Source organism: Gilvimarinus japonicus (assembly GCF_042847215.1).
Lineage (GTDB): Bacteria > Pseudomonadota > Gammaproteobacteria > Pseudomonadales > Cellvibrionaceae > Gilvimarinus > Gilvimarinus japonicus.
This window is the reverse complement of record NZ_AP031500.1, coordinates 1,627,290-1,643,234: the sequence shown is the minus strand read 5'-3', so window position 1 is coordinate 1,643,234 and position 15,945 is coordinate 1,627,290. Positions and strand designations below refer to the sequence as shown.

At 52.3% G+C, this 15,945-nt stretch carries 8 protein-coding genes; 3 read left to right on the top strand and 5 right to left on the bottom strand.

The genetic code is table 11. The annotated features are described in order from the left end of the window. The first annotated feature begins 293 nt into the window (after positions 1 to 293). Positions 294 to 3,203 (top strand): aminomethyl-transferring glycine dehydrogenase, encoded by a 2,910-nt coding sequence (gcvP, locus tag ACGHAD_RS06770; protein ID WP_382416174.1) that lies wholly within the window; start codon positions 294 to 296, stop codon positions 3,201 to 3,203. Between the two features lie 423 nt (positions 3,204 to 3,626). On the opposite strand, the gene ACGHAD_RS06765 is transcribed toward gcvP, so the two are convergent. Then, complete coding sequence (locus ACGHAD_RS06765; protein ID WP_382416176.1) at positions 3,627 to 4,988, bottom strand: hypothetical protein; 1,362 nt, start codon at positions 4,986 to 4,988, stop codon at positions 3,627 to 3,629. An 847-nt stretch (positions 4,989 to 5,835) separates the two neighbouring features. Between ACGHAD_RS06765 and ACGHAD_RS06760 the strand changes: the two genes are divergently transcribed. Both ACGHAD_RS06760 and ACGHAD_RS06755 read left to right on the top strand, forming a co-directional pair. Further along, positions 5,836 to 7,611, top strand: a complete 1,776-nt coding sequence (locus ACGHAD_RS06760) for a carbohydrate-binding protein (RefSeq protein WP_382416178.1) — start codon at positions 5,836 to 5,838, stop codon at positions 7,609 to 7,611. 79 nt (positions 7,612 to 7,690) lie between these two features. Beyond that, positions 7,691 to 10,021, top strand: coding sequence for an agarase (locus tag ACGHAD_RS06755; protein WP_382416180.1), 2,331 nt, complete (start codon positions 7,691 to 7,693; stop codon positions 10,019 to 10,021). A gap of 60 nt (positions 10,022 to 10,081) precedes the next feature. On the opposite strand, the gene ACGHAD_RS06750 is transcribed toward ACGHAD_RS06755, so the two are convergent. The 4 genes from ACGHAD_RS06750 to ACGHAD_RS06735 form a co-directional block, all read right to left on the bottom strand. Beyond that, positions 10,082 to 12,451, bottom strand: coding sequence for a PVC-type heme-binding CxxCH protein (locus tag ACGHAD_RS06750; RefSeq protein ID WP_382416182.1), 2,370 nt, complete (start codon positions 12,449 to 12,451; stop codon positions 10,082 to 10,084). 1 nt (position 12,452) lies between these two features. Continuing rightward, on the bottom strand, positions 12,453 to 13,151 hold the full coding sequence (locus ACGHAD_RS06745; RefSeq protein WP_382416184.1) for a DUF1080 domain-containing protein: 699 nt from the start codon (positions 13,149 to 13,151) through the stop codon (positions 12,453 to 12,455). A gap of 259 nt (positions 13,152 to 13,410) precedes the next feature. Next, entirely contained in the window at positions 13,411 to 14,112 is a 702-nt protein-coding gene (locus ACGHAD_RS06740) for a SapC family protein (protein ID WP_382416186.1), read from the bottom strand. A gap of 16 nt (positions 14,113 to 14,128) precedes the next feature. Continuing rightward, a complete protein-coding gene (locus ACGHAD_RS06735) occupies positions 14,129 to 15,676 on the bottom strand; it encodes a tryptophan halogenase family protein (RefSeq protein WP_382416187.1) in 1,548 nt (515 codons plus the stop codon). Positions 15,677 to 15,945 lie beyond the last annotated feature (269 nt).

The following is a 15,945-nucleotide window of genomic DNA, read 5'->3' as shown; positions in this document are numbered from 1 at the left end:
CTGCATGGTCGCAGCAAATACAGCAGCACCGGAGCCGCTGCCAAGATGCAGTTCTGATTATAAAAGTGTCCGTCTGCTATTATCGCAAAACAATATAGCTCGCGACTAGCCTAAGCACTAGTGTCAGGGCAATTAATCGCCATAAAGCGCAACAATCTTGCCGCTTTTACCGGCCGCTACAATTGCTCAAAACGCCGCCAATTGCTACTATTGCGCCCCTTTATAGGGGCGCCAGCTATGGCCCCCAAAAACTCTTTCCAGCACCAACGTTCCAGCCATTAAAGAGACTCCCTATGACTCAGGATTTTCGCCGCGCCCCACTGGCCGAGCTTGCCCACCACGATGCGTTTATCGGTCGCCACATTGGCCCCGACGCCAGTGAAACCAGCGCGATGCTGCAAGCGCTGAGCGTAGGTTCCATCAATGAGCTGATCGAGAAGACAGTGCCGGGCAAAATCCGCCTGCAAGAGCCGCTAGCGCTAGAGCCGGCTAAATCCGAGGTCGAAGCGCTGGCCGAGCTAAAAGCTATCGCCGGCAAAAACAAGCTGTACAAAAGCTTTATCGGCATGGGCTACTACGACACCCACGTACCCCACGTTATTTTGCGCAACGTGCTGGAAAACCCCGGCTGGTACACCGCCTATACCCCCTACCAGCCCGAGATCGCCCAGGGTCGCTTAGAGGGGCTGTTAAACTTTCAGCAAATGATCATCGATTTAACCGGCATGGACTTAGCCAACGCCTCAATGCTGGATGAAGGCACCGCCGCCGCCGAGGCGATGGCCATGTGCAAACGACAAAACAAAAAGAACCGCTCCGACGCGTTCTTTGTGGCCGCCGATACTCACCCGCAAACCATCGCGGTGATCAAAACCCGCGCCGAGCATTTTGGTTTTGAGGTGGTTATCGACGAGGCCGAAAAACTCGCCGACACAGAATGCTTTGCCGCTCTACTGCAATACCCTGGCACTACCGGCCAGGTACGCGACTTAACCGATATTATCGCCACGGCCCATGAGCAGAAAAAACTGGTTACCGTCGCCTCGGATTTACTCGCCCTAATGCTGCTTAAATCACCCGGCGAGATGGGCGCCGATGTGGTGATCGGCACCAACCAACGCTTTGGTGTACCCATGGGCTTTGGCGGCCCTCACGCGGCGTTTTTTGGTTTTAAAGATGCCTTTAAGCGCAGCGCACCTGGCCGCATTATTGGCGTCTCGGTCGATAGCCGCGGCAAAACCGCGTTGCGCATGGCCATGCAAACCCGCGAGCAACACATCCGCCGCGAGAAAGCCAACTCCAACATCTGTACCTCACAGGTACTGCTGGCGGTCATGAGCGTGTTTTACGCCATCTATCACGGCCCCGATGGCTTAACCCGTATTGCCGAACGCGTTGCACGCTTAACCGATACCGTCGCCACCGCCCTTAAAAAGCACGGCTTTGATTTACGCCACGAGCAATACTTTGACACTCTGTGCGTTAAAGTCGGGCGCGATGCCCAGCGCGGTTTTTATCAAAGCGCTTTAGGTAACGAAATCAACCTGCGTTTAGTGGGCGATGATTGCCTGGGTATCAGCCTGGACGAGACCACCACGTTTAAACACATCAGCCAACTCCTTAATGTGTTCTGCGCCGGCGACCACGGTTTAGATTTACATGAGCTGGACGCTGAGCTCGCCAGCGGCAACCTGCCCCACGGTTTGCCCGATGTGCAGCGGCGCACTGATGCGGTACTCACTCACCCGGTGTTTAACAGCTACCACAGCGAGACCGACATGCTGCGTTACCTAAAGCGGCTAGAGGCAAAAGACATTGCCCTGAATCATTCGATGATCCCACTCGGCTCTTGCACCATGAAGCTCAACGCCACCGCCGAGATGATTCCGGTAACCTGGCCCGAATTTGGCAAGCTGCACCCGTTTGCGCCCATCGACCAGGCGCAAGGTTACAGCCAATTATTTACCGAGCTGCAACAAATGCTTGAGGCCTGTACCGGTTACGACGCCGTCAGCCTGCAACCCAACGCCGGCAGTCAAGGCGAATACGCGGGCCTTGTTGCCATTAAAAAATACTTTGAGCACAACGGCGAGGCTGATCGCGATATTTGTTTAATCCCCGCCTCTGCCCACGGTACCAATCCTGCGTCCGCCCAGATGGTGGGCATGAAAGTCGTGGTGGTGAACTGCGATGCTAAAGGCAACGTCGACCTCGCCGACTTAAATACAAAAATTACCGAGTACGGCCGCCGCATCGCCTGCATTATGGTCACCTACCCGTCTACCCACGGTGTGTTCGAAGAGGGCATTACCGAACTGTGCGCCGCCGTGCACAACATTGGCGGGCAAGTGTATATCGACGGCGCCAACATGAACGCACTGGTCGGCGTAGCAGCGCCGGGTAAATTCGGCGGCGATGTGTCGCACTTAAACCTGCACAAAACCTTTTGTATTCCCCACGGTGGTGGCGGCCCCGGCATGGGCCCCATTGGCGTGGCCGAACACTTAAAACCCTTTTTGCCCGCCCACCCGGTGCAACCCGTGCCCAACACCGACACCGCTAACGGCACCATCTCGGCCGCCCCCTGGGGCTCGGCCAGCATCCTGCCCATTAGCTGGATGTACATTAAAATGATGGGCCAAACCGGCATGCTTGAAGCCACCCAAAAAGCCATTCTTAATGCCAACTACGTGGCCAAAAAGTTGGGCGATCACTACCCGATTTTGTACAAGGGCTCCGAGGGTTTTGTCGCACACGAATGCCTGCTCGATTTACGCCCGTTAAAAGACGCCAGCGGCATCACCGAAGAAGACATCGCCAAGCGTTTAATGGATTTTGGTTTTCACGCACCGACCATGTCATTCCCGGTGGCCGGCACCTTAATGATTGAGCCAACTGAATCCGAGTCGCAACCCGAGCTGGACCGCTTTTGCGAGGCCATGCTCACCATCCGCAAAGAAATTGCCCAAATCGAAAGCGGCGACGTCAGCTACGACACCAGCGCGCTACACAACGCCCCTCACACCCAGGACGATGTGATGCAAGCGGATTGGGATCGGCCTTACACGCGCGAGCAAGCAAGCCGCCCGGCGGCGTGGTTAAAAGAGCATAAAGTGTGGCCGAGCGTGAACCGGATTGATAATGTGTATGGGGATCGGAATTTGGTTTGTTCTTGTCCTACGGTGGAGGAATACCGGAGTTAAAGGGGCGAAACTAGGTTTCGGTACTTTTTGAGTGAGGACATTCGGTTTTTTGGGTGCCATTCGACGTACTGCGGTTTACCCTTTAATCTGTTTGCCCTCAGTCGCCGGGCGGGCGAATGACTTTTCTGTTTGGCCAGAAAAGTCATCAAAAGAGGCCACCCCGGCATCTCAGCCCTACGTCGCTAAGCGTCCGGACAGCAAGCACAGCTTGCTGTCGTTCGGCTACGCGCAAAGCAGTGCTTTGCAAACGCTAGGCCTCACCCCTCGCTCCGGCCCATTTTAGAGGGCCGTCTCGACAGGGCGTCCTTGCCCTGACGAGACTTGCGCAAATGTCCTATTTGCTTACCCCCTAAAATAGGCCTGCGCTCGGCTGGCTGCAGGGGATTGAAAGGCGGCGCTTAGTAGCTAGAGTGGGTAGAAGATTCACTTTAATTTTACCTTGAAATACATTTTTAGGTCGTTTTTTTTCTCTAAAAGGTCAGACTCCATTTGCCGTGCATCATTTTTTAAAGCCGGAAGTTCAACAAGGCGAAGATAATCACTTGGGGTATAGCCTTTATTGTAGAACGCCATCTGAATTCGTATATTCTCATGAATTATTGCTAACAAAATAAATATGAATCTCTCCCCATCAAGAATCCCTTCACCATCATGAATTACCATATTTCTTTTTTCTCTGAGAACTCTGAGTTTTAAATCAACCATCTCCATCGAATTTTCAGCGTATATAAACTTAGCGCGCTGGATTGTTGTTTCGTAAGAACTATTCTTTGTTTGAGTTATAGCCTCAAGAACTCCCCAAAGCTCAAGAAATGACTTATTAAGATCGTTTGTTTCTAAGGCATCACAATATCTCGAAAATATTTTACTGAAAAAATTTTTTTGACCGCACTTAATGATCAACTTGTGCAGCTTTCTCTGGTGCGCAAAGAGGTCTTTTAAACTATCGTCATAGAAAAGTACATTCCCATTGCTTGGGTGCCTTACTTCGTACCAGTAATCCCTTGTTGCTTTTTCACCAGAAGGTAGATGTAGAGAGTGATAATGATGCTTTCGGAGTCGATTGATTGGCTCTGGCCTGCCAAAGGATTCTCTTGATAAGTTGTGATTTAAAGTTATATTTAGAAGTGCTATCCAGTAGTCAAGCTCCTTCAGTGCTGTAGCTGCGGCGGAGTATATACACCTCTCTTTAACCTCAACAAGCACCCAAGCGAAATCAGCCCCCTCATGATCCGGACTGGCAGATTTGGCTTGATCGAAATCATAGTGTTTTGCTATCTTTCTGGGTAAATCCTTTCTGATTTTTATTGTGGCATTACCCGTACTGAATGTCCTCGTTGACTCTAACCCTACTAATGTGATCTTAGATGCAAGTGTATAAAAGCTTCTGTCCTGTGATAGATATTCTTTTTCTTGATGACGAATGAAGTCGGATATTTGCTTAGCTATCAGCTCCCCTTGAGCGCCAGCTTTTGCTATGGCTTCAGAGATGAAATTTTCCCTTAACGGGAAAGGGACCTCTTCATTAAATTTGACATACTCTCTAAGCAATGCGAAATAGTCTCTGATGCGTGAAGCATCATAGAATTGTACCTGCCCACCTTTGAGTACATATATTGATCGACCACTAGCGGAGCTGTCAGGTTTAATTCGTAAGCCTTCGATTAAACCAATTAAAGTTTCAGCTGCCTTTTTATCGCGCCATTTTGGTTTTGACACTTCGGATTCCTCCCTAGATTCCATTTTAGAGCCTTCCTTTACCAAGCTTCTATGCTCCATGGTCATGGGGTCAAGCTTTACAATTGACATTTTTCGGTAAAAACTCGACAAACTCTGACCGAATCACAAGAGCGCACTCTTATGCGAAGTCATTTGACAATCGCTTTTCCAGTACTCATTACAACATAATTTAGCCCACGATGGCCTAAGTAAAAGGCAGAATGCTTTTTCTTGAGAAAGGAAACGACCGCAAGTTCTGGCAGCTCCTTGTCCAGTGATAGTACGCTTGGCGCTAATGTTTCAAGCAGAAGATTACGCCAAAGCAATAAACGCAACCACCCGCATCAGCTTGCTACGAAGTGCCGCTTTTGGGGGCCCCTGCAGCCAGCTGAGCGGAGGCCTATTTTAGGGGGTAAGTACGCACGGAGGCGTACGCAAGCATTGTCAGGCCAGGGACGGCGTGTCAATCGGCCCTCTGAAATAGGCTGGAGCGAGAGAGCCCACAGGCTGATACGCTAGGGTGGGCTTTAACGTGCAAGGATGCACTAATGCCGCGAGCGTATGGATGCGCAGGAGCGGCCTTTTTGTTAGTTGGCCTGCCCAGACAAAGAAAGTTAACTCGCGCGTCCGACGGCAGGGGTATATAGAAAGCCCGCCTTTGACGGTACAAAACACTCATCGCAATACACCTACCCTCCACCTCCCTTCGGGCTGGCCTGCACCTCGGCACCTGCGAGCTTGGCGGTCAACTACGCTGGCCCAGACGCGGGTTTTGCGTTTGACCTTCTAGGTATCAGATCACAAAACAACCAAGCTCTTTTTATATTGCATACAATTTATGGTATACAATAAGCGAGAGGGCAGAGATGGCCCTGCCCTAGATTCATAAAAATAACGTAATTTGAGGCATGATATGAGACACACATTATCAACATTAACCGCACTGTTACTTTGCAGCTCGTCATTTGCAGCGGACTGGGATGGGCTGGCTGTGCCGGCCGATGCCGGCGACGGTAAAACCTGGCAACTGCAAAGCTCACTGTCAGATGACTTTAGCTATTCAGCCCCTGCCGAGGGTAAGAGCCAAGCATTTTATGAGCGCTGGTCAGAAGGCTTTATCAACGCATGGCAAGGGCCGGGTTTGACTGATTATCACAACCCAAATTCGAGAGTGGAAAACGGCGAGCTCGTGATCACGGCAACCCGTAAAGCTGGCACTAACGAGGTTTATACCGGCGCCATACACACCAATGAAAGTGTTCAGTACCCGGTGTACATCGAAACCAGCAGCAAGATTATGGATCAGGTGCTGGCCAATGCCGTTTGGATGCTCAGCAGCGATTCCACCCAAGAAATCGACATTGTCGAAGCTTACGGTAGCAGCCGCGCGGATCAAACCTGGTTTGCCGAGCGAATGCATCTTGCCCATCACGTTTTTATTCGTGATCCGTTTCAGGACTATCAACCCAAAGATGCGGGAGCTTGGTACGCTGACGGCCGCCTGTGGCGGGAGCAATACAGTCGCGTCGGGGTTTATTGGCGTGACCCTTGGCACCTCGAGTACTACATCGACGGGCAATTGGTACGAACCGTAAGTGGTGTCGATATGATTGACCCGTACAATTACACCAACGGTTTGGGCTTAAGTAAGCCAATGCAAATTATTGTGGATGCCGAAGACCAAGACTGGCGCTCTGACAATGGCATATTGGCGACCGACGCCGAGTTGTCTGACACATCTAAAAATCAGTTTTACGTCGATTGGATTCGGGTTTACAAGCCCGTTGCCGACAACGGTGACGATGACGGCGGCAGTGATAATGGTGGCGATAATTCCGCCGCGACGATCGAGACAAATTTTGCTGATTTTATTAGCACCGGTAAAGAAGGCACGAGTGTGGCCGGCGACACGGTTACCGGTTTTAACCCATCGGGTAGTGGCAACATCAACTACAACACCATTGGCGACTGGGCAGAATACAGCATCAACTTGCCAGAGGCGGGACAGTACCGGGTAGAACTCGATACCGCATCGACGGTGGCGTCGGGCTTAGGGGCTGACATCAGTATCGATGACGTCTACGTCGGCCGTATTGAGCTACAACAAACCGGTGGCTGGGAGAGCTATCAAACCTTCAGCTTAAATGACGCCTTAACGATCGGCGCCGGCAGCCACACAGTGCGAATACAAAGCGCCGGCAGCGCGGAATGGCAGTGGAACGGTAACAGCATCCGCTTTGTAAAAGTCGGTGAAAGTACGGATACCAGCGGCGACAGTAACGCCACCGCACAACCCGTGACCATCGAAGCCGAGAGTTTTGTTCGCACCGATGGCCCTTACGACGGGTTTCAGACTTATACCCAGAACGGGGTCGGCGCGATTAATTACAACCAGCGAGGAGATTACGCTGAGTATAATTTTTCCGTCAGCGCCGCCGGCAACTATCTGTTTAGTGCTTACACGGCAACCCCTGAAAGCGGCGCTGCGTTACAGGTATCGATTGATGGTAATGCCGTCGCAACCATTGATGTCGCAAGCACCGGCGGCTGGAGTAATTTTGCCAAAACATCAGCCAGCGCTGGCGTTGCACTTGGGGCTGGCTCTCATACAATGACCGTAAAAAGCGCAGGTAACACGACCAACACTTGGGAGTGGAACGCCGACCGCTTCGAACTCACCCCACAGTAACACGCAAACTTACCAACGACCCGGCGTATAACGCTGCGCTGGGTCGCTAGCCGCCTAACGGGCTACAAAGGATAAAAGAATGACGCCAAGACCCTTAGCTTGCACGATCTCCTTAATCGTCATATTAACGAGTGCCTGCAGCTATCACTCGCACGAATCAACTTTCTCTCACGAAAACGAACCCAAGCAAAAACTAACCCCCTCACAACTACCTACCAAGGTGATAGACTTTTCTGAGGCAAAAAATCACGGCTGGCTCGTGTCACACGGCACCGAGATTGATCTGGTCAATACAAGCAAGGGCTCCCCCTTACAGGTGACCTTTCCCGCTGCCACACACACACCGACACTTACTATCGCGCCAGAGCGGCCGTGGGACTTCTCCGCCCTAACCGACTATAACCTAGCCTTTGATGTACAAAACCTGTCCGCTGTTTCTACACACTTTTACGTCGAGCTGTTCGACGCCGCCGGCAACAGCCAGTCGCGCGAACTGAGCATCCCCAAAGGTTATCAAGGTAAGGTGTTTTTCCCGCTGGCGGGTGAGAAAGCCGCCACCGATAAAGGTATGTGGGCCAACCCCATGCCCTGGCCTACCGACGAGATGAAAATGGTGTGGCGCTCTTGGCATCAAAGTCTGGATATGAGCAAAATCACTAAAATCTCGATTTACACTATCGGCGTATTGCAAGATCGTTCACTCGATATCGGGGACATTGTCCTGCGCCCCAACCCAGACGCAGGCGCTGATTGGACCACCCACTTGGTCGATCGCTTCGGCCAGGCCGCTAAAAAGAACTCGCCCCTGAAAGTGACGACCGAGGCCGAACTTAAAGCGCTTGCCCAACGCGAATTAAAACAGCTGGCCGAGCAGCCGGGGCCCGCCGATCGCTCGCGTTTTGGCGGCTACAAAAATGGCCCTAAACTTGAGGCAACCGGCTACTTTCGCACCGAAAAAGTCGATGGCAAGTGGTGGATGGTAGATCCGGACGGCTATTTGTTTTTCTCCCATGGCCCGGCCAATGTGCGTATGTCTAACCTCACCACACTAACCGGGGTGGATTTTAAAGACCCGTCAGTACGCGTGGTGCACGCCGATGAACTCACCCCGGAAGACTCCATGGGGATTATTAAGGTTTCGGACGAGGTGCGTGAAAGCCGCTATGTGATTAACGAGACTCGCCACGATATGTTTGAATGGCTACCCGGCTACGACGACCCGCTGGCCGATCACTACAGTTACCGCCGCTCGACCCACAAAGGGCCGGTGCCTCACGGTGAAACTTACAGCTTTTACCGAGCCAACCTGGAGCGTCGCTACGGCGAAACCGCGCCCGAATCCTATGTGAAAAAATGGGAAGAAGTAACTCTGGACCGGATGAACAGCTGGGGCTTTACCTCGTTTGGCAACTGGGTGGACCCGGCGTTTTACCCCAACCAGCAGATACCCTACTTTGCCAACGGCTGGATTATTGGCGACTATCAAACGCTATCGGGCCACACCAACCACTGGGGCTTAATGCCCGACTTTTTTGATCCGGTATTTGCCGAGCGCGCCCGTGCCACCATCGAAGTGATTGCCAAAGACGTACAGGCATCGCCCTGGTGTGTGGGTATTTTTATCGACAATGAAAAAAGCTGGGGCGAGCGCGAAGGCAGCGTCGCAGAGCGCTACGGGGTGATTCTTGACGCCCTGAGCAAAGACGCCGCTCAAAGCCCGGCCAAACAAGCCTTTACCAAACGCTTACAAGCACAGTACTCCAGCATTAAGGCGTTAAACCGCGCCTGGAATACCGACTTTAGTAGCTGGAGCGAGTTTGCCGAAAATGCCAGCACCGAGCAGCACTCGGAGGCGCAAGTGGCCGACTTATCGACACTGCTAGAGGCGCTGGGCGAGCAGTACTTTGAGGTGGTACACGGCACCCTTAAAGAGTACCTGCCCCATCACCTGTACATGGGCGCACGTATGGCCAACTGGGGCATGCCCGACGAAATTATTAAGGCCTCGGTGAAATACACCGATGTGCTCAGTTTTAATATTTATGAAGAAGGCATGCAAACCCATCAATGGGCCTTTTTAGAAGACATCGATTTGCCTGTGGTAATTGGTGAGTTTCACATCGGCGCCACCACCGACTCCGACAACTACCACCCGGGCATTGTCAGCGCCGCCAGCCAAAAAGACCGCGCGCGTATGTATAAAGCTTATATGGAGAGCGTACTCGAGAAAGATTACATGGTAGGCGCACACTGGTTTCAGTATGTGGATGAACCTGTTACCGGCCGCGCTTTTGACGGTGAAAACGCCAACATTGGTTTTGTCACGGTAACCGACATCCCCTACCCAGAGATGATCAAAGCCGCCAAGGACATTAACTACAACCTCTACCCCAAACGCTACGGTCAATAACCGCTTGGGCACACTTTACCCCGCCCGCGGGCGGGGTCTTTTTAACCGTGTTACCGCTCGTTAAAAATCTGCTGCTTTGTAGGGCGTGGCTCGCCCTTCGGTTTTAGCGCGTACCTTGGCAACCTCAGCTTCGGTATAGGCACTGTCAGAATCCAACGTATTGCCCCAACTGTTGCGAATGTAAGTAGCAATAGCGGCCAAGTCCTTATCACTAATATCGGCCCGAGCGGCAAAGCCCGGCATCACCGCTTGGGTATTCCAGTAGTGCACATCCACCCAAATTGGGCCGCTTAAGCCGTGCAGCAGCACTTTAGCCAGTGTCTCTTTATTGCTTACCCACTGACTGTTCCAAAACGTTGGCCCCAGCCCCGGCACCCCATTGCCGTGCGCTCCGTGACAGCCGGCGCAAGCGGTGCGACCGTTGTACAGTTTTTTGCCCTCGTCATAGAGCGCTTTACCCGACGTGGAAAGTTGCTCGCGGTTGCTGGCATCCTGTCGCTTTTTGCCTAAATTGTTGAGCGCGTACATCACCTGTGCATCAGGGTAATCACCTTCAATACGGGCGATAAAAGCATCGGCATCGTCGCCCAAGCCACTGATCACCGCCTCGCGGGTGTAGGGTTTATCAAGATAGGCATCTAACACCTGCTTTGACACATCGGTGCCGCCTTTGATGGCCGATACCGATACCGCCGCCTGTAACGCGCGCGGGTAACCCGATTGCGCCAGGCTCAGCAACAGCGTGTGATAAGCCTTGTGGTCTTTTTCCGGGAGAGCCTCGCCGACCGCAGCTGCCGCCATGGCCACCTGGTCGTTCTCGCTGGCCATAAAGGTTTTTACCGTGGCAAGATCGATTTCGCCCAAGCCGTACAAAGCCCATAAGCTATTCACGATTCCCACGGGGTCTGGCAACTGTTCAAGTTGTTTGCGGATCGATGCCGCGCTGGCCATAGCGTTGCGCTCTATCAATAAGCGACGCGCGGTATCTCGCTGCCAAGCGTTAGCGTGTCCCAGTAAGGCAACCAACTCGGCGTTGTTAGCCGCCGCTAAATTGGCCACTTTGGCCGCCTCATTGGCCTGCCAGCGCAGACGATAAATGCGCCCCATGGTGTTATTGTTTTTGTCCAGCTCACGGTCATCAATTTGCGCGGCAAGGTAACTGGTTAAAAACTCTTTATGCTGCAAAATACCGTGGTACATATCCAGTATGTACACAGTGCCGTCGGGCGCATTGTATAAATTAACGGGCCGAAAACGCTCATCTTGTGAGGTAAACAACTCTTGTTTTGGGTAAACGGGCTTGCCCGTAAGCTCCCCCTCCCCTTCATTAATAAAGCGCGCGCTGATTAAATTGGCCGCGGGCTCTGGAGTTAACCCCATGCCGTAGAACTTTTTCGGGAAGTTACTGCCCCGGTACACCAGACTGCCACTGGCGGCGGTGAACCCCACAAGCTTGCCGCGATCGGGCCCATCGGCTACCAGCATGCCCTCCATATAGCCGCGGTTAATACCGGGGTTCATACGGCTGGGGTAAACGTAAATATCACCTATAGAGTGAGCTGGCATTTCTGGCCAATAACCCGGATTTTTGCGGAGCGAGCCTGGCCGTAAATACTCGCCATGAATAGGCGAACTATTACCGTTATGGTACAGGCGCCCATAATCATCCATGCTTAAGCCCCACTGGCCCCGATAATCTGTCTCGGCGCGCACTAGCTTCCAGTACTGATTGCGGTAAATCTCTTCGCTACCTTCTGGCAGCTCGGCCGTAAGCGGTAGGGTTTGATACCTTTTATTGCTTCTGGCGTTGTAGTACCAGTTGTCGATACCATAGAGCATGGTGTTAGGCTTGTGCTCAACATTGCCGCCCTCGGCATAGTTCGGGTCCACCACCTCACGAATACCCGGGGTTAGAACGCCGTCTTTTTCCAGCACTTCGGTAAAGTACAGGGATGTTTGATCCGCGTAGAAAATGCCTCCCTCTACCAGTGAAATCGTGCGCGGTAAGATAATATCGCTAAGGAAAATACGGCGTTTATCCACCGCACCATCACCGTCGGTGTCTTCCAGCACAGCGATATTACCCTCAGGCTTCATTTCCCCCTCACCACGCACATCGGGCATATAGGTGGTCATCTCGGCCACCCACATTCGGCCTTTTGCATCAAAGCTCATGGCTACCGGGTTAAACACATTGGGCTCGGACACTACCGGTTCCACCACAAACCCAGGTTGCAGGTTAAAGCTTTTTAGCGCTTGCTCGACGCTCAGTACCGGAGCTTCGGGAATTTCATGCTTTGGGATAACATCGCGCATTTCATGACCGTCACGATCACCCTTAAAGCCCGCGTCCGACTCTTCAGCCGCCACAGACATTGCGCCACAAAGCACCACGCTTAAGGCGGTCACGAGAAGTTTTAGGTGGCTCATGTTAGTGCTCTTCGATAGAGATATTGCGGAATTTAACGGTATAGGCGGTATCACCACGCTGCGCAAAGCCCTGGCTGCCGTGGTGCTGAATGCCAATAAAACCTTCACTTAAATGAGTATCTTTAACGTGGGTGGTTAGTACATCGTTCACCCAGATTTTTATGTCGGGCCCACGGGCGCTAATTTTGTAGTGGTTCCACTGTCCCGCCTTAAACGCGGCCGCTTTCTCCTCGGTCCATTCGGGGGAGTAGTTCTTTTTTAAGTGCTCACCCGGTGCCGAGCGCTCGGCATGGGCCGGAAACAACCACTGCCGCGGGGTCGCCTGCTCGTACAAACCGCCGCTCCAGCGGCGATCGGAAGGGTCGACCTCAGCTTGATAACCGAAAGCAAACTGACTCTCTATGTCGGCCGAGTATTCGGTTTGCGCGCGAAAAATAATACCTGAGTTAATAAACTCACCCTCCACCTCGGGCACAATAACCTCAAGCTCTAGGGTAAAGTCTCGGTAGCGTTTTTTGGTCAGCAGAAACCAATTATCGCTCGAGAGCAAATGTATCTCATCACCCAGCCAGTGAGCCTCACCAAACGAGGAAACATTCATCCACAAGTTTTGATCGTGAGTAATATCGACAGCCTGAGCGGTCACAGAGGCGGAGAAAATCACACAGAAAAGTGTGGCAATTAGCCGTATAGGTCGCATGCATAGCCCTAAATAAATAGCGGATTATTATTAAGAAGAGAATCTGGGAGTCGTTTTTCAAGCAACTCCACCACGGTGTTTTCACCATCGCCGTAGAGTCATCATAGATACAGGGCTAGTTAAGTCAATACGCCTAACCTTAAGCATTGTAAAGGCAACCAAGATCAACCAGTGTGATAGCCGCTAGACAGTTTATTCGGCAAAAAACGGGGCCTATCAAGCTCTTGCCTTAAACTGATTACCCCTACCCTCGTGCTCGTTATTGCCAGCGCGCTAGTTTTTCAATATGAACGCTCGAACTCAGAATTAAGTGGATTGCGTAGAGATCACCATTTTTATGGCTCTCCGACAGGGCTTCGTCTGGTAGCGCTTTTAAGCTATCTTCGTTAATGCCGTATAACCCCTCAAGGGCTTTCTGGGTACCATCGTTGAGCGTAACACCAATACTGACTGGCTCAATCAACCCCCATTTATGCAACCGAGCTAAAAAATCTTCACTTTGCTGTTGACCATTAAGCAGAGCCGAAAATACCTGTGTGATGCGCTGCAGCATGGCGCTTGGAGAGCCATCTTCTTGGAACAACGGCTCGCCTTCCTCCTCACTAAAAAGTTCGCTGTCCGGCTCAACCGCAATCACTCCGGCAGCAGAGGCATTCGCATCTGGCACACATAACCGGAACGGCCGGCTTAAAACCTCTAATGGATAGCAACCTGCCCGCCAGATGCCATCTTGAACATAAAGGTTTTTGCCATCGCCCAACCCGAGCAAGGCGCGCAACTGAAATCGGCCACTGGTTGGGTTTTTGGCGATCAGTATCGGGTACTCGTGCACTAGGTTTTGCAACTCAGAGATAACCACATTAACGCTATCACACTGATAACACTGATCTGCCCAACAATTGGCTAATACACGCAGCTTTTTATGCTTGGTGCTATCCAGTACTTCCGCAGCGCGGCTCATAGCAAACTCCTAACGGTTAAATAGTAGACAACCCAAACCGGTGTATTTTATGAATCAGCTCCCGGTTACCCGGCAACTGACTCATAAGATGGTTTATGGTTTGTTTATTTTGGGCAAGTGCCCGCTGGGCTCTCTCGTCCAGTGCCGACGACACCTGCTCCCCCAACAGGGGGGCCTCACCTAGGCCGGACAACACATACTGGTAGCTAAGGGACTGGAACACTTCGCGAGCCATGGGAAAGTCATTACTTTGCGGCGCTCGATAGCGCCACAAGGTTAACAACTGCTGTAAAGATTCCGGCACACTAGTAGCGGCCCGGTTATCGCGCCAATACTCTGAATCATCGCGCTTAGAGAGCGCGTAGTGCAGCTTTAAAAAATCGACAACACGATCCCAGCGATACGCAAAGGCCGTATTAAAACGTTTGGCCACAACCGGCAGTTGCGAACTATGACGGGGCAACCCCTCAGCTAACTCCATGGCTGACAACTCGATCATAACCAATGCCGACGCCTCCAGAGGTTCGACAAAGCCGGCTGATAGACCAATAGCAACGCAGTTGTCCTGCCACACTCGCTCACGACAACCCGGCGAAAAGGAAATATGGCGAAACTCGGCACTCGCCTCATCCACGCCAAGATACGCCGATAGAGTACCGGCCACTTGCGCCACGTCCGTATAACGACTGGAAAACACATGCCCCACGCCCCGCCGGCTAGACAGGCCAATGTCCCATATCCAACCGTGTGTGGTCGCGCTCGCGTGGGTACAAGAGGCGATTTCGCTATCAGCGGAAGGGTAATTCACATGGGTGGTCAAGGCTGCATCGTTAAACAGCACCTGCGCCACGGACCGAAAAGGCACTTTTAACGCATCGCCCAACAGCAGGGCCTTAAAGCCGGTACAGTCGACAAAAAGATCACCCGATAAACGCTCATCACCCGGCAGCCGCAGGGCTGCGATTGCGCCCGTTTCGTCCCGAAGCACCTCTTGCACATCGGCCAATACATGCTCTACCCCCAGCTCAGCCTGGCAGTGCTCACTTAGCAGCTGCGCAAACGCCGTTACATCAAGGTGGTAGCCATAATTTAGCGCGCCATCAAACTCGGCGTGAGTAATCTGTTTTGGCGCCCGCTGGGCCTCACAAATGCTCTGCTGGGCACCAAACAAGCGCGAGAAATCACTCCACTGGTCGGTGAGAGCGCCATAGGAGGCAAGCGCTCCATCTGCCCCACCCGGCGCAAACGCGAACGGATGATAATAATCATGCCCTGGCGCACTAGCGTGATGCCAGCCAGAAAACCTCGACCCTTGCTTAAAAGAGGCGTGGCAGCGAGTGATTAGACTCGTTTCGGATATCCCCAGCCGCGCCAAGGTAGCGCGCATGGTAGGCCAAGTGCCCTCGCCCACCCCTATAGCGGGTATATTGGGCGACTCACACAAAACAACCCGCAAATCGCCTCGAGCAATTCGCTCACGGTGCTCGCGCGCCACATACCCAGCCGTTAACCAACCTGCGCTGCCACCGCCCACTATGACAATGACATCAATCATCCGATTCATAGGCTATATTCCTAAGTATCCACCCCGCGCCGGCAGGCTGGCCTTACATTGGCGTTTCAGCAATCATCCACACCGCGAGTTGTATTATTCTATGTCCCGCAAAAAGGCGTAGGCCACACTTATCGCAGCCAAGTAGATGAAAACTGACAGAACCCACGCAAATTGTCAACAATCTATCAATATCCACCTTTTTGGCACTTTACACACACGCCGTCTTTAAAGGTTTCGCTCTCTACGTTACGTAAAGAAAACACAACATTGTTGACAAT